13 protein-coding genes and 1 pseudogene are annotated in these 14,116 nt (G+C 68.5%); 5 read left to right on the forward strand and 9 right to left on the reverse strand.

What is annotated here, in order from left to right:
* Positions 1 to 764 precede the first annotated feature (764 nt).
* Positions 765 to 1,115 carry a MerR family transcriptional regulator gene (locus ADK55_RS03125; protein WP_053675777.1) on the reverse strand — a complete coding sequence of 117 codons (351 nt, stop codon included), beginning with the start codon at positions 1,113 to 1,115 and terminating at the stop codon, positions 765 to 767.
* Positions 1,116 to 2,003: 888 nt separating this feature from the next.
* Here ADK55_RS03125 and ADK55_RS03130 point away from each other — a divergent pair.
* From ADK55_RS03130 to ADK55_RS03140, 3 genes and pseudogenes are all read left to right on the forward strand, one after another.
* Positions 2,004 to 2,387 (forward strand): ATP-binding protein, encoded by a 384-nt coding sequence (locus tag ADK55_RS03130; protein ID WP_053675778.1) that lies wholly within the window; start codon positions 2,004 to 2,006, stop codon positions 2,385 to 2,387.
* A gap of 827 nt (positions 2,388 to 3,214) precedes the next feature.
* A pseudogene (locus tag ADK55_RS03135) lies at positions 3,215 to 3,802 on the forward strand (transposase family protein); the annotation flags it as partial.
* Positions 3,803 to 3,941: 139 nt separating this feature from the next.
* The gene (locus tag ADK55_RS03140) at positions 3,942 to 4,925 is read left to right on the forward strand and encodes a phosphotransferase family protein (RefSeq protein WP_053675780.1); all 984 of its coding nucleotides are present in this window, start codon (positions 3,942 to 3,944) and stop codon (positions 4,923 to 4,925) included.
* A gap of 3 nt (positions 4,926 to 4,928) precedes the next feature.
* On the opposite strand, the gene ADK55_RS03145 is transcribed toward ADK55_RS03140, so the two are convergent.
* The 8 genes from ADK55_RS03145 to ADK55_RS03180 all read right to left on the reverse strand — a co-directional run bounded on the left by ADK55_RS03145 (position 4,929) and on the right by ADK55_RS03180 (position 12,627).
* Entirely contained in the window at positions 4,929 to 5,807 is an 879-nt protein-coding gene (locus ADK55_RS03145) for a glycosyltransferase family 2 protein (RefSeq protein ID WP_053675782.1), read from the reverse strand.
* Between the two features lie 41 nt (positions 5,808 to 5,848).
* On the reverse strand, positions 5,849 to 6,661 hold the full coding sequence (locus tag ADK55_RS03150) for a nucleoside phosphorylase (protein ID WP_053675784.1): 813 nt from the start codon (positions 6,659 to 6,661) through the stop codon (positions 5,849 to 5,851).
* Positions 6,658 to 8,454 (reverse strand): B12-binding domain-containing radical SAM protein, encoded by a 1,797-nt coding sequence (locus ADK55_RS03155; RefSeq protein WP_053675785.1) that lies wholly within the window; start codon positions 8,452 to 8,454, stop codon positions 6,658 to 6,660. Before ADK55_RS03155 ends, ADK55_RS03150 begins: the two co-directional genes overlap by 4 nt.
* Before the next feature lie 10 nt (positions 8,455 to 8,464).
* The gene (locus ADK55_RS03160) at positions 8,465 to 9,565 is read right to left on the reverse strand and encodes an aminotransferase class I/II-fold pyridoxal phosphate-dependent enzyme (protein WP_234349874.1); all 1,101 of its coding nucleotides are present in this window, start codon (positions 9,563 to 9,565) and stop codon (positions 8,465 to 8,467) included.
* A 122-nt stretch (positions 9,566 to 9,687) separates the two neighbouring features.
* The gene (locus ADK55_RS03165; RefSeq protein ID WP_053675787.1) at positions 9,688 to 10,179 is read right to left on the reverse strand and encodes an RpiB/LacA/LacB family sugar-phosphate isomerase; all 492 of its coding nucleotides are present in this window, start codon (positions 10,177 to 10,179) and stop codon (positions 9,688 to 9,690) included.
* Positions 10,176 to 10,883: a transferase gene (locus tag ADK55_RS03170; protein WP_053675789.1), complete on the reverse strand. Its 708-nt coding sequence runs from the start codon at positions 10,881 to 10,883 to the stop codon at positions 10,176 to 10,178. The genes ADK55_RS03165 and ADK55_RS03170 overlap by 4 nt, the downstream gene beginning before the upstream one ends.
* Before the next feature lie 90 nt (positions 10,884 to 10,973).
* Positions 10,974 to 12,065 (reverse strand): NAD-dependent epimerase/dehydratase family protein, encoded by a 1,092-nt coding sequence (locus ADK55_RS03175; RefSeq protein WP_053675791.1) that lies wholly within the window; start codon positions 12,063 to 12,065, stop codon positions 10,974 to 10,976.
* Between the two features lie 118 nt (positions 12,066 to 12,183).
* Positions 12,184 to 12,627 carry an ATP-binding protein gene (locus tag ADK55_RS03180; RefSeq protein ID WP_053675792.1) on the reverse strand — a complete coding sequence of 148 codons (444 nt, stop codon included), beginning with the start codon at positions 12,625 to 12,627 and terminating at the stop codon, positions 12,184 to 12,186.
* Between the two features lie 188 nt (positions 12,628 to 12,815).
* On the opposite strand from ADK55_RS03180, the gene ADK55_RS03185 reads away from it, so the two are divergent.
* Positions 12,816 to 13,685 carry a helix-turn-helix domain-containing protein gene (locus ADK55_RS03185; RefSeq protein WP_234349875.1) on the forward strand — a complete coding sequence of 290 codons (870 nt, stop codon included), beginning with the start codon at positions 12,816 to 12,818 and terminating at the stop codon, positions 13,683 to 13,685.
* Complete coding sequence (locus ADK55_RS03190) at positions 13,682 to 13,903, forward strand: DUF397 domain-containing protein (protein ID WP_053675796.1); 222 nt, start codon at positions 13,682 to 13,684, stop codon at positions 13,901 to 13,903. The genes ADK55_RS03185 and ADK55_RS03190 overlap by 4 nt, the downstream gene beginning before the upstream one ends.
* Positions 13,904 to 14,116: the final 213 nt, after the last annotated feature.

The following is a 14,116-nucleotide window of genomic DNA, read 5'->3' on the forward strand; positions in this document are numbered from 1 at the left end:
CTACGCCAACCAGGCAGCGACCGATCAAGCGAACCTGAAACCACGTAACCCCGCCCTGACCAGCTAGTCAGCACCTCCCGCACAGCGGGGGAACCTCACCAGTGACTGAATCCGGTGACCAGTGACCGACTGACCGGGACCGGTGACTGGAGGTCGGGGATTGGTGACTGGTGGGACCGGTGACCGGTGACTGGCCGGCCGGTGACTGGCCGGCCGCGCTCGTGGCCGGCGTCGGGCTGGATGCTGTCGGCCGGGGCGGCATCCGGCGACGTGTGACAGCTGCCGAACCTGCCCGCAACCGACAACGCCACAGTGCAGGGAGCGGCCCGTGACATGCGGCTCCCCACAGCCAGCATTGCACCGCTCCACCAGGCGCAGTCCGCAGCTGACGCGCTGAGGCAGAGGTCGGGCTCACCCGGACAGAGGGCACTGCTCCCCACTACGAATACCGGCTCCCGCTCCCGCTCCCGCATGCCGCCCTGCCAGCGGAGCACCTGAATCCGGCGGTGACTGGCGGCCAGTGAGCGGTGACGTCACCGGTGACTGCATTGGTGACCAAGATTGGTGACCGAAGGCCGGTGCCTGGAGGTCGGTGCCTGGAGGTCGGTGACCGGTGACTGAGACCGCTGACCAGGGGCGGTGACTGCGGCCGGTAGGGAGAGGTGACGCCGGGGAGCGCCTCCACCATCGGGCACTCCGTACGGACCGGGTTCGGGTCGCCCGGATGCGCACCGCGGGCATCGGACCGGCGGGCGCGTACCGATTCAGGTTGCCGGGGGCGGGTTCGCCGCACCGGCAGCAGCGCGGTATTCGGCGTTGAGGCGTTGTGCTTCTTCGAGCTGGTCTTCGAGGATGACGATGCGGCAGGCCGACTCGATCGGCGTGCCCTGGTCGACGAGTTCGCGGGCGCGGGCCGCGATCCGCAGCTGGTAGCGGGAGTAGCGGCGGTGCCCGCCCTCCGAGCGGAGCGGGGTGATGAGGCGGGCGTCTCCGATGGCGCGAAGGAAGCCTTGCGTGGTGCCGAGCATGGCGGCGGCCCGGCCCATCGTGTAGGCGGGATAGTCGTCGTCGTCCAGGTGACCGCCCAACGGACCGGTCGGGGTTTCTGCCGTCATTACACCTCTCTGTGAAACGCGTGGAGGGGCCCCGGTGCCTATGGCACCGGGGCCCCGAAGGAACTGCTACACCATCTACCGGCCCTGATACTGCACCGGCCTACTGTTTCCGCCGACCCGACCTCAATAACGTCGTCGGGTGTACGGGGATCGCGGTTGCTTGACCGGAGACCACCTCACAAACGATGTCCTGCGGTACCCGGACCCTGTCACTGCGCCCGGGCGATCCTGATGGCGCCCATTCCTCCGTTCATCCCTCGGGATCAACTACATACCAAATAGGAACTACATACTGCTGAAACTGCGTGTACTGCTCGTGGCCTGTCCAAGCGCCACGTCTTCGGCAGCCAGCCCCGTTGCCCGTCCTGCATCTGCTCTGGCTTAGAACCCCACCGCCGAACCTCCCGGCGCGAGCGTCCACCATCGACACCCTTACCGAGGTACCACTCACTTCACTGCTGATACTGCGAACTGCGTGTACTGCTGGGTGCTGCTACTGCGGTACTGCTTGTGGTGGCCCCTGATCACCGCGGGCCACCCGGTCCGGTCGTCAGTCCCGTCGCCGACCTGCAACAAGCTTGGCTTCGAAACTCCACCACCGCACCGCCCTGCGCACTGCACTTACGGGTACTGCTGCCTGCCAGTTCGTCTCTGCCAGGCCCTGCGGTCCTTCTGGGTTACGAGAGAAACCATAACCACACCATCGGCCAATGTCTAATCCAGCTGGCATAGATTTCCGGGCGCTCGGCAGCGAGGTAACCCACCTCGGACGATCGTCGCGACGGCCGGGCAGGCAAGTCGGTCATCGCCGGGGTAACCCACGCAGGCCGGGGCACAAGAACCGCACGAACAGGACAGAGCGGCGACGATCAGGGATGAGGGGAGCTGATGGACACGATGAGCGTCACCGTCGCCCCCGCTCGTCCCGTGACATCCATCGCCGGCGCCCGCGAGAGCGCCCGCCGCTTCCTCGAAGACCTCCTGCCGGTCATCGCGGCCGAGGCCGCCGAAACCGTGATCCTGGTCGTCTCCGAGCTCGTCACCAACGCACTGCGCCACGGCGGCGGCACCATGAACCTGACCGCGCACCCCGACGGCATCGAGGTGGCCGTACACGACAGCAGTCCGCGGGCGCCGCGCATGCGCACCCCGGACCTAAAGGGCGGCACCGGAGGATTCGGCTGGCCCATGGTCAACCGCCCCGTTCAGGCCACCACCGTCACCCGCCGGCCGTCCGGCGGCAAAACCGTCAGCGCCCTCCTCGCCCGATAGCCGCCCGCCGGAGAAAGACGAGGGTCCGCCGTTCTCCACGGACGCCCCGAAGTCGGGCGTGGGAGCGGGGCTGACGTCCGGGTTGGTGGCCGGCAACGTGCGACAGGTACCGACCCGCGCAGCAGCCGACAGCCCCACGGAGCTGGGAGCCGCCCTGGAGTGCACCTGCCAGCGGCCACTATCCCACCGCCATCGCACGTGAGACCGCCTGCTGCCGCGCTGGAGGAGGGAGTCGCATCCACCACCCAATTCGTCGGCTGGCATGGACACATTCAACGGCCCCAACAGGCAGACGTCACCACCCTCACGGTGATTCCAGAGCCGGCTGGCGATCCCTCCGAGGCGCCGAAGCCGTTTCACGCGCACGGCCACCTCGGCGTGTCGTATCGCCGCGATGGCAGTTATGCCGGGAGCGGCATCGATTTCAGCCGCTACCTGACCGGTGAGGAAGACAGTGCACTCGCAACAACAACACCCGCAGCACCCCTCAGGTCCGTACGAGGGGCACCAGGCCGGCTACCAAGGACCCCCCATCATCATCAACAACTCGGTCAATGCCTCGGCCACTACATTTGGCCGCTACGGCGGGAGGCGGCGGCAGTCAGCCGGGATGCATTTCATCCTGTTCCTCTGCACGGCGGGAATCGGAAACGTGATCTACGCGAAGTACGTGTCGTCGTGGAACCGCCGAAGGGGCTTCTGACGGCGCCCATGCTCCTTCAGGAGCATCCCCCAAGCCAGCGCACGCGTGCTGTCAGAACTCACATCATCGGAGCCTCACCCAAGGGCTGTCCCGTAAGTGATCTTGCTCTGCGATGATCTTGCCCGTGTCAGGCGTGATCACGGCCTCCGAGCCGTTCTGGATAGCCCCGTTTACCGGGTTGAGCCCTCGTACGTTCGGCAAGTTGGTGACGGCGCTGCGTCGTGAGGGTGCCGGCTCCCTGGGCCGGGGCTGGCCGTGGAAGCTGTCATTGGAGGACCGGGTGCTGCTGGTCGCCGCGTACTGGCGGACGAACCTGACGATGAGGCAACTGGCCCTGTTGTTCGGGGTGTCGAAGTCAGCCGCTGACCGGGTGATCGACGACTTCGGGCCGCGGCTCGCCCTGCAGCCCCGTCGGCGGTTCGCCAAGGACGCGGTGCTGATCGTGGATGGCACCCTGGTTCCCACCCGGGACCACAAGGTCGCCGAGCAGTCGAAGAACTATCGCTATTCCACCAACCATCAGGTGGTCATCGACGCCGACACCCGCCTGGTCGTGGTGGTGGGTCGGCCGCTGCCGGGCAATCGCAACGACTGCCGGGCCTGGGCGGAGTCCGGCGCGAAGGCCGCTGTCGGCAACACGATGACCATCGCCGATGGCGGCTACCCGGGTACCGGGCTCGTGCTGCCGCACCGCCGCCGCAACCGCCGGGCCATCGGCATCGCCGCCGCGATGCAGCCCTCGCAGCTCGGTGTCGTGCTTGAACGCAACGGCAGGCCCCGCAGCCGCAGGGCCTGAACCCACAACCCCCTGTCCAGTTTCCCGAAGTCCTCACAGCCCGGAAGGAAGTCCCGTGGAACTCCACGTCATCGAACGGTCCGCCAACGCCTTTCAGCAAGGCCTGACCGAACGCCAGATCCTGGCGGTCACCCGGCGTGCCTTCGGGCCCGGCACCGAGGTCCGTTCCGCGACGGAGTTGGGCGGCGGCATGTACAACACGACCTACCGCATCGACCTGGCCGGCGGTGAGGAGCCGGTCGTCCTGCGGGTGGCGCCCGGACCGGAGCGGCAGTTCCACTCCGAGCAGGAGCTCATGCGCTCGGAGTACGCGTCGGTGCCGTGGCTCGCGCCGATCGCCGACTTGATGCCGCGAGTCCTGGCGGCCGACTTCACCCAGGCCGTCATCGGCCGGGACTGGATGATCCAGTCCTTCCTGCCCGGCACCCCGGCGCCGCAACTGCTCGGGTCGTACCCGAAGGAGACCCATGGGGCGTTCTTCCGGCAGATGGGCGAGATCACGGCGGCCGTGCACGATGTCGCCGGGCCCTGGTTCGGTCCGGTCACCGGTCCCGGGCACGCTCGTTGGAGCGAGGCCGTCGTCACGTCCCTGCACCTGATCGCCGAGGACGTCGAGAGCTGCGGCCTGGACGCGGCCGACCTCCGCAAAGCCGCCGAGACCGCCCAGGCCGGCGCGCAGGTCTTGGACGAGGTTGCGGTGCCGCGGCTGCTGACCGGGGATCTGTGGACGGTGAACACCATGCTCGCGGCCGCGCCGGTCCCCACGATCTGCGGTGTCCTGGACATGGACCGCACCTGGTGGGGGGATCCGGAGGCGGACTGGACGATGCGGATGGCCCGGGCCAAGCAGGACGCCCGACTGGCGTTCTTCGACTCCTACGGCCGCCCGGCCGAGACCGAGGCGGGCGCGTGGCGGCGGCACGTGTACGAGGTGCGCCACCTCGGCGCTCTGCGTCTGGAGCGTCACCGGCTCGGCAACCAGGCCGGCGTCGAGGACTCCTACGGGGCCGTGGCCGAACGAATCGCCGCGCTGACCTGAACATCAAAAAATCGGCGGCCGGCCTGCCCGGGTTAGCCGCCACACCGTCTTCCAGGCGAGAGGTTGGCGCCCAGCTTCTCCCCCGGCGAGGCCTTCTCGGAGCCCGGCGAGGGTGACGCGCAGGGCCTCGCGGTCACGTACACGCCACAGGGTGATGAGGATCCAGGTCGCGAGGTTGAACGGCACGAGGGGGCTGGGGAGGTTGCGTCGGGCGACCCAGACGCGGTTGCGTGCGTTGAGGCGGTAGAAGGTGTCGTGCCTGGCGGGGTCGGTTGCCGGGTGGTGGACGACGATGTCGGGGACGTACCGGCCGTGGGTTCCGAGGTCCCAGAGTCTCCAGGCCAGCTCTACTCCCTCGTGGAAGAGGAAGAAGTGGCCCGGCCAGCCGCCGGCGCGGTCGTAGGCGTCGCGTCGGATCATCACGACGCCTTCGGCCATCACGGTGACCACGCCGGGGCGGGTGGGTTCTGAGGCGCGCAGGCGCGGGACCCAGCGGCGGAGGGTCACGCCGGTGACGGGATCGCAGATGCGCGGCTGTGCGTAGGCGAGGTGCGGGTCGTGGGAGAACTCGGCGACGAGGCGAGCCAGCGTGTCCTTGTCCGGGAGCCGTGCGTCGTTGTCGAAGAAGAACAGGTAGTCGCCTTTGACCTCGGTGGCGCCGATGTTGCGTCCCTCCGGGATGCCGACGTTCTCGCGAAGGGCGAGGGTGCGTACGCCTGCGGGTACTTGCTCGGCAACGCAGCCGTTGCCGACCACGACCACGTCCAGGTCGATGCCCGTCTGGACGCGGAGCGACTCCATGGCCCGGGGAAAGTCCTCGGGACGGTCGTTCATCGTCAGGACGACGGCGCCGACCGTCGGACGCGATGCGTCACTGCTCACAGGAACTGCCCTTCGACTCGTGGCTTCAGGAGGGGTCAACCCTAGTGCGCGGCCGGGTCCCTCTCCGACGTCGCAGAAGCGCCGAGGGCTTCCACGGCGGCCGTCAGCGCTGTGTGCAGGGCGTTGATGGTGTTGATGTTCTGGGACTGGGTGTGCGGGCGACGTTCAACGAGGGAGTCGGCCACGGCGAAGACGGTGGCTACGTCGAGGGAGCGGTGAAGTCCGACGGCGAAGACCGCGGCGGCCTCCATGTCGACGGTCAGGACCCCCTCGGCTCCGTAGCCGGCGACTTCGGTCGCGGTCTCCCGGTAGGGGGCGTCGATGGTCCAGGTTGGCCCGAGCGACGACGGTGCGCCGGCTCGGGTGAGGGCGTCTGTCAGCCTTTTCGTGAGGGCTGGCGAGGGGGCGACGGATCTGGCTGGGGGCAAGTAGTGGTGGGAAAGGCCTTCGTCGCGCAACGCGTGGTTGCACACGACGAGGGCCCCGGGCAGTAGGTGGGGTTGCAGGGTGGCTGCGGTGCCGGCGGTGATGATGCGTCGGGCGCCGAGGGCCGCGAGTTGTTCGACGATGAGGGCGGCGGCGGGGGCGCCGAGTCCGAAGCCGCCGCACAGGGCGAAGGTTCCGCCGTCGTCTTCGGCCAGGTCGAGGTGGCCGCGTACCCAGCCGGGGCAGGGACGGGTGTCGTAGCGGCTGCGTGCGTATTCCAGGAGCTGTGTTTGGTAGAGCAGGACCACCCCGTTCACGCCGGCCAGGTTCGCCGTCGGGTGGCCGGCGCGGACGTGGGCGGCGTGCTCGGCCGGGTCGGGGATCGCCTGGAGGGCGTACTTGCCTGGGTGGAGGGGGAAGCTGTTCACGAGGTGGCCTCCCGGGCGTACAGTGCGGCGGCCAGTTGCTGCTCGGCGGCCGTGTTCACGTGGTCGAGGATGTGCCAGGGCAGGACGGGGTCGTCCATGTGTTGCAGGTGGCGGTCGTAGTCCAGGCCGTGTCGGGTCAGAGCCTCGACAAGCTCTTCGCGGGTCACGCGGCTCAGGTCGGTGCCGCGGTCGTAAAGGTCTTCCAGGACGCGGCCCATGCGTCGGTCAGCTCGGGAGGAGACGGCTTCGAGGCGCATGTGGCTGGCTCCGAGGTCGAGGACGCGGAAGTGAGCTTCGAACTGCTCGGCGCCGACGAGGTCGCGCAGTCGTACCTCGATCTGTCCGCTGTACTGCTGGACCAGGTCGGGGTCGGCCATGCGCAGGCGTTGGCTGGGCGTGCCGGGCTTGGGCATGAATTGGTGGAGCTTGACGATGACCGTGCCGTCGGGGTGACCGAGGCGTTGTTGGACGTCGCGGGCGTGGTCGGCGATGGCAAGGCGGTCATCGTGGCGTTCGCCGGGGGCTCCGACAATGAAGTACAGCATGATCGTGTTGATGTCGGCGCTGTCCCGGCACAGGTCGATGGCGTGGTCGACGCGCTCGCGGCGCTGGGTCTTGCCCCATAGGGCGACCAGGTCCGGGGAGGTCCATTCGGGGGCGATGGTGATGAGGCCGCGGGCTTGTTCGAGGTTCAGTTCGGTGAAGAGGTGTCCGAACTCTTCCAGTTCGGTGACGGACTGCAGGTAGTCGGCCGTGAGTTCGTCGGCGCGGATCGATCCGATGATCGTGGTGACCTTCTCTCCGCGGGTGGCGGCCCGTTTGGCGTAGGCGGCGATGTGCTGCAGGAGTTCTTGGCGGTGGCGGTACTGGGTGAAGGTGGGCGAGCTGATGATGATCTTGTTGATGTGGTGCGCTTCGAGGCGGTCGATGTAGTCGGTGAGCGTCTTGAGCGGGGCGTGCCGAAAGAGGGGGACGCCCAGGTTGCAGAAGTGGCAGGCGTGTTTGCAGCCGACGGTGGGGTGGATGCCGGCCGCGGTGCCGTCGCTGACGGGGGTGGCCCAGTGGCCGGCGTGCAGGGGCTTCACGCTGAGGTAGGAGGCGGTGCATTTGGCCGGGATGGTCGGCGATTTGGGTCGGATGGCGCTGACACCCCCGCCGGGCAGCACGTCGCATGTGTAGAGGGAAGGAACGTACAGGCCGGGTATCTGGGCCAGTTTCTCGTACAGGGCGGGAGCGGTCTCGTGCCGGTGGGCGTGGACGGCCTTGAGGAGTTCTGGCAGGGAGTTCTCTGCTTCTCCCAGCGCGATGACGTCGAGGTAGTCCGCCAGCGGTTCGGGGTTGGCCAGGCCGGAGTTGCCGCCCACGACGAGTGGGTGCGCGCCCGAGTTGCGGTCGGCGGATCGGCGGGGCACGCCGGCGAGGTCGAGCTGGCGGAAGACGGAGTGCAAGTCGCCGCTGTTGATGACGGAGATGCCGATGACGTCCGCGTCGGCGACGGGCGAGGCTGATTCGATGCTTCGGTAGGTCCCGCCGTCGGGGGTGGTGAGCCGGTTTCCGTCGCGGAGCAGGCAGTCGTAGTGAAGGGCGCGCTCGGCGACGGCGGGGATGTCCTTGGTTCGGTTGATCAGGTCGTGCAGGGACATGGGCCCGTTGCCCATGAGGCTGAAGGCGTGCCCGAACGGGATGAGGAACACCATTCGAAGCAGCCCGTCGGGGTTCTTGGGCTCGTAGGGGTCACCGAGCGGGATCTCGCGGGCACGGATCGCGTCGATCTCGTGCTGGAGCTGCGACATGGACGCTCCTTCAAGAGGTGGGTGGGCGGGACCGGGTGATGTCGGCGGTGGCCGCGCGGATGGAGTCGCGGATCAGAGCTTCCTCGGTGGAGGTCATCTGCGGGTGAAGACATGGGCAGAGCAGGCGCGCGGCAAGCTGTTCGGCACGGGGGCAGCACTGGCCGAGGGTGTGGTGTCGGATGAGTCCGTGGGCGAGGTAGGTGACGGGGTCGCTGATGATGCTTCCGACTCCGTATCGGGCGGCGAGGGTGTTCATCAGCTCGTCGCGCCTTCCTCCCGCCCACTCCTCGGGAAGCAGGAGGTTGTGTCGGTAGTAGAGGTGACGGCTTTCGTCGAGGCTCGGGGGGAGGTCCAGTTCAGGGATGTCGGCGAGGGCGGCCGTACGCGCGTGCGCGCGGGCGATCCGGGCGGCGTTCATGTCGTCGAGGCGGGCGAGCTGGACCATGCCGACCGCGGCCTGGGCTTTGGTGAGCAGTTGGTTGGTGCCCCAGCCCTCGCGGCCGCCGTAGGTGCGCAGGTCTTCGAGCTGCCGGGCCAGGGCGGGGTCGTTGGTGGTGACCATCCCTCCTTGTCCGAGGGTGGTCATCAGCTTCTTCGATTCGAAGGAGAAGAGGGTGGCCCAGCCCTCCGCGCCGACGCGGGCTCCGGAGGGGGTGCGGCCGCCGCAGGCACGGGCGGCGTCCACGATGACGCGGGGCGGTCCGTGGACGGGATGGGGGCGGCGGGCGGCGAGCTCGGTGAAGCGGGCGATGTCCGCGGTCGCGCCGTTCCAGTGGGTGACGAGAATGGCTCGGGTCCTGGGGCCCATCGCGCGCTCGGTGTCGGCCGGGTCGAGGTTGAGGGTGACCGGGTCGGGCTCGGCCAGGACCAGCTGTCCTCCCTGGCCGATGACGGCGATGTGAGGGCCGACGAAGTTCACGGCGCAGGAGATCACCTCGTCGCCCGGCCGCAGCCGCAGGGTGCGGAGGATCATCTCCAGTGCCGTGCCTCCCGAGTTGAAGGCGATGGCTTGGTCGGCTCCGGTGTACTGGGCGAAGGCGGTCTCGAACGCGGTCACGTAGTCGGCGGAGCGCCAGCCGGTGCGCCAGCCGTCTGAGTCGATCAGGGTCATGCGTAATGCGTCGTGGTTCGGCGCTGGTGTACCAGCCTCCTTGGGCCGGCTCGACCGGGATCGTCAGTGACGCGCGACATCGGGGGACGGTGGACGGGTTGGTGGGCACGATGGGTCTCCGGTCAGCCGGCGGGTGGGTGAAGGGGGCCGTGCTGTTCCAGGTCGCGGATCATGCGTATCTTGCGGGCGGCCGATGAGTGCGGGTCGAAGCCGCAGGCGAGCCAGGCGTCGACCAGGTGCTCGGCGAGTTCGCGACCGATGACGCCGGCGCCGAGGGTGAGCACCTGAGCGTTGTTGGACATGACGGCGGCGCGTACGGACAACGTGTCGTGGGCGGTGACCGCGCGGATGCCGCAGACCTTGTTCGCGACGATGGCCATCCCGAGGCCGGTGTGGCAGATGAGCAGGGCCCGGTCCGCGGCGCCTTCCACGACCAGGTGGGCAGCCGCGGCGGCGATCGAGGGATACGCGCTTTCGGTGTGGCCGGTCACGACGTCGAGGACCGAGGCGATCTGAGGACGTGCGCGCAGGTGTGCCGCGAGTGCGTCTCCGTACTCGCGTCCGGCTTTGTCGGACCCGACCGCGATGCGCAGGGGGCGGGCGTGCGCGTTCACCGTGCGGGCTTGGGTGAGCGTGCGCGGCGGCTGTGTACGCGCGTCGATGCGATGTGGGGGGCGGTGACGGCGCTGAATGCGGGGATGTCGCGGATCGCGAGGGTGACGCCGCTGTTGATCTGGGTGTGCCGGCCGACGGCGACACCGGGCCCGAGGCTGATGTTGTTGCCGGTCTGGGTCCCATCGCCGATGAGGGCCCCGAACTGTGGGGTGCCGGTGCGGTAGATGCCCGCGCCGGTGCGGATGATGACCTCGCGGTCGGGGAATCGCATGTTTCCGCTCATGTTGATGGCGGCCACGGTCACGCCCGCGGATAGATGGGCGTCGGCACCGATGAGCGTCCGGTTGACGCCGATGCGATGGCCGAGGACCGCGCCTTCACCGATGAAGGCGGCGGTCACCTCGCAGTTGAAGCCGACGGAGGCACCAGCGCACAGGACGCTGCCCTTGCGAACGGTGGAGAACTCGTACACCCGGGCGTGGGGGCCGACGATGACGTCGTCACCGATGATCGCCTGGGGATGGATGAAGGCCGTCGGATGGATGCGCTCGTCGCCGAGGCTGTGGAGCGCCTTGCCGTGAAGGTCCGGCCACTGTGCGAGGAAGTCGGCGAGGTCGTAGGTGTCGATGTCCCCGTACGGTGTCGCGGCGAGCGATCCGGAGGCGGGAGCGGTGATGTACTGGCCGAGCAGGAGAGCGGGCATCGGGCGCCTTTCGGGTGATGAGCGGAACGCCCCCGGTGGGTGCCGGGGCTGAACTACGGCCCAGGGAAGCCCCCGGGCCGCAGCGCGGGCCTATGCGGTTGCGCTCTGCGTGAGCCAGTCCGGGGCGGCCTGCGGGGTACTCTCCAGCCATCGCACATATCGACCGATGCCGTCGGCGATGGGGACCTGCGGCCGCCAGCCGAGGATGTACTCCATGCGCCGGACCGAGGCGTACCCGCCGAGCGGGTCCCCGGCCGGCAGCGGTGTCTCCAGGACGGCGGTGCCCGGGTAGTGGGCGCGCACCAGGTCGGCGACGTCGCGGATGGTGGTTGGCACCCCCGTTCCGATGTTGATGGTCTCGGTGTGGGCTCGCGGGCTGCTCAGCGCGCGCAGGGTGCCCTCCGCGATGTCGTCCACGTGGGTCAGGTCACGGACCTGCCTGCCGCCGCCGTTGAGATGCAGCAGCAGCCCTCGGCTGGCGCGCGCCGCGAACCAGGCCACCACCCAGGAGTGCGACTTCGGCTTGATCGTCTGGGGCTCGCCGTAGACGGAGAAGTAGCGGACGATGCTGTATGAGGCTCCGACCTGGCCGAGGACCACCTTGGTCTGCTCCTCACCCCACATCTTGGTGTTGCCGTAGACGGATACGGGCCGCATGGTGTGGCCCTCGTGGAACTGAGGCGGGATCCGTCCGTGGACGGCCTCCAGCAGCTGTCGCATCGACAACAGGTCGGGATTGAAGGTCTCCTCGGGGCTTCCGTCGCCGTAGACACTGGCGGAGGAGACGAACACCATGCGTCGGACTCGATCGCTGGCGGCCACGGCGTCCAGCACGGACTGGGTGCCGGCGATGTTGACGTCGATGGCGGCCAGCGGCTCACGGGTGCAGGCCGCCACGTCGGCGAGGGCGGCGGCATGGATGACGTAGTCGCATTGCGCGACCAGCTTGCGCACCAGGGCGGTGTCCCGGACGTCCCCGGTCACCACGTCCGGGTCGGTGGGGTCGACGCCGAAGGACTCGGTGTAGACGTGGGCGGGGTAAGCGTCCATGGAGCACAGAGAGATCGGGCGGGCGCCGAGCCGGCGGAGCTGGGCGGTGATGCGGGAGCCGATGAGACCGGCCCCGCCGGTCACCAGGACGGTGTGGCCGACGAGCGCGGACAGGGGCGAGCGGTCGTACACGGTGCCTCCTGAAGAGATCGGGCATTTCTCGGGATGGTCGGTCGGGCGGAGCGGCCTTGGGCGTGGCCATGACCGGTTGGTGGCCCGAGCGGACGCATGCGTGGTGGTCTGCTGGGCGCTACTGCCGGCGGGATGTGGAGGGTTGAGGGCGCGCTGTGAGGTCGGCCCAGAGGCGCTTGCCCCAACCGAGCTCATCCCAGCCGGTGGTCTCGGCGATCGCGGTGACTAGCGCCAAGCCTCTGCCTGCCTCGTCCGAGTTGCCGGCCCGGCGAGGCATGGGCCGAGTGCACTTGAGGACGTCGGTCACCGCGACCCTCATCCTGTGGGTGTCCCGGAGGAGGAGCGTGAGCCGGAACGAGGGGACTGCCGCATGGCGCACCACGTTGGTGGCGAGTTCGCTGGCGATGAGTACGGCGTCGTCGAGGAGCGGGTCCAGTTCCCAGGCTCGGACGGCGGTGGCTGTCAGGAGTCGGGCTTCGCCGACGCTCTGGGCGTCGGCGGGGAAGGTCCAGGTGTAGGAGGGTCGGCCGGTCGCGTGCGTACTTGCGTGATAGCGAGTCATGGCATCAGCTCTCGGCCGTGATTGAACACAACAAAGCGTGATCGTGCGCGCCGTTTCCGTTAGGTTCCGGCGAGGCACCAGCGTGCTCCTTGTTGTGGGTAGTCCGCAACAAGGAGCACGTGATTGGGGAAGGTTGGAATATGCCGCACCCTGGAGAGCACCGCCACAGACGTGCGATGCTGCGTCCCATGACGCAGAGATCCGCAACACCGACGGTGAAACAGCGTCGCGTTGGGGCCCAGTTGAGACGCTGGCGCGAGGCCGCAGACCTCGGGCTGAGAGAAGCCGCCACCCGCGCGGGACTCGACTTCACCCGCCTGTCCCGCCTCGAACGCGTCCAGTACCGGGTTCCGGCAGACGACGTCCGCAAGCTGGCCAAGGCCTACGGCGTAGACGATGAACAGGCCGTCGAAGCCGTGGTGGCGGCCGCCGAGGAACCGCCGGGCCGTGGCTGGTGGGCACCGTACGTCGGTCTGCTGGGCCAGCCCTACCTGGACTTCATCGAGCTGGAATCCGACGCGACCGGCTTGCGAGTGCACCACCCCGCAGTGGTACCGGGACTGGCGCAGACACCCGGATACGCCCGCGAACTCATCCGTCGGTCCGCCCAAGAGGTAATCGAAGAGCGAGCCGAGTCCCTGGTGGCGGCCCGACTCGGCCGCCAAGAGATCCTCGCTCGCGCCGGCTCCCGGGTGCAGGTGCGCTTCCTGGTCACCGAATCCGCGCTCCACGCGGAATTCGAGTCAGGGCCTGAAATCATGCGCGACCAGATCCACAGGCTGCTCGACCTGTCCCAACGGCCCGGCATCACCGTCCAGATCCTGCCGCTCGGAATGCATCCCTCATACGGGTCCAACGGAGCGCTGACCCTTCTGGACTTCGATCACCCATGGCTTCCCGCCGCCAGCGTGGACAGTCCACTCGGAGGTGAGCACACGGACGACCCCGACGAGGTGACTCGCCTGGGAGCGGAGTTCGAGTTCATCGCCTCTGCCGCACTTCCCGCGGACGACTCGCGGGGGCTTCTGAAAGCACACCTTGAAAGGGTCAACCAATGAGCGGCACCACCGCCAACTCCGGCCTGCCATGGCGAAAGAGTTCCTACTCGGGCAACTCCGAAGGACAGTGTGTCGAGGTCGCTGACCTGGCCCTCGCCGGCATGGAGGGCATCGGCGTGCGCGACTCGAAGAACCCGAGCGGCCCCATCCTGAAGCTCGGACGGACCGCGTTCACCGTCTTCATCGCCGACACACGCAGCTCCGAAGCCCCCGCCTGATCGCCTGAGACAGCAGGTCCCGGCCCAATCATGGCGGGGACCTGCTGATCCACGCTGTGCGCGCCAGCTCATGGTCCGCAGGTGGGTGGCGGTGCGCCCGCGCTTGCGGCCGGGTGAGCTTCCCCCTGTCGGCTGGACAGCTTGATACTGGGACGGATGGTCCCGGAGGAAGCAGTCACAGGTAGTGAGCATGAAGAGCAACATGAGTAAGCG

Origin of the sequence: Streptomyces sp. WM4235 (assembly GCF_001279725.1) — a bacterium.
GTDB lineage: Bacteria > Actinomycetota > Actinomycetes > Streptomycetales > Streptomycetaceae > Streptomyces.

Bases quoted from the DNA above. Each gene is read 5' to 3' on its own strand.
- ADK55_RS03125 (WP_053675777.1), bottom strand. From the start codon at position 1,115: ATGACGGCAGAAACCCCGACCGGTCCGTTGGGCGGTCACCTGGACGAC.
- ADK55_RS03130 (WP_053675778.1), top strand. From the start codon at position 2,004: ATGGACACGATGAGCGTCACCGTCGCCCCCGCTCGTCCCGTGACATCC.
- ADK55_RS03155 (WP_053675785.1), bottom strand. From the start codon at position 8,454: ATGTCGCAGCTCCAGCACGAGATCGACGCGATCCGTGCCCGCGAGATC.
- ADK55_RS03160 (WP_234349874.1), bottom strand. From the start codon at position 9,565: ATGACCCTGATCGACTCAGACGGCTGGCGCACCGGCTGGCGCTCCGCC.
- ADK55_RS03170 (WP_053675789.1), bottom strand. From the start codon at position 10,883: ATGCCCGCTCTCCTGCTCGGCCAGTACATCACCGCTCCCGCCTCCGGA.
- ADK55_RS03180 (WP_053675792.1), bottom strand. From the start codon at position 12,627: ATGACTCGCTATCACGCAAGTACGCACGCGACCGGCCGACCCTCCTAC.
- ADK55_RS03185 (WP_234349875.1), top strand. From the start codon at position 12,816: ATGACGCAGAGATCCGCAACACCGACGGTGAAACAGCGTCGCGTTGGG.
- ADK55_RS03190 (WP_053675796.1), top strand. From the start codon at position 13,682: ATGAGCGGCACCACCGCCAACTCCGGCCTGCCATGGCGAAAGAGTTCC.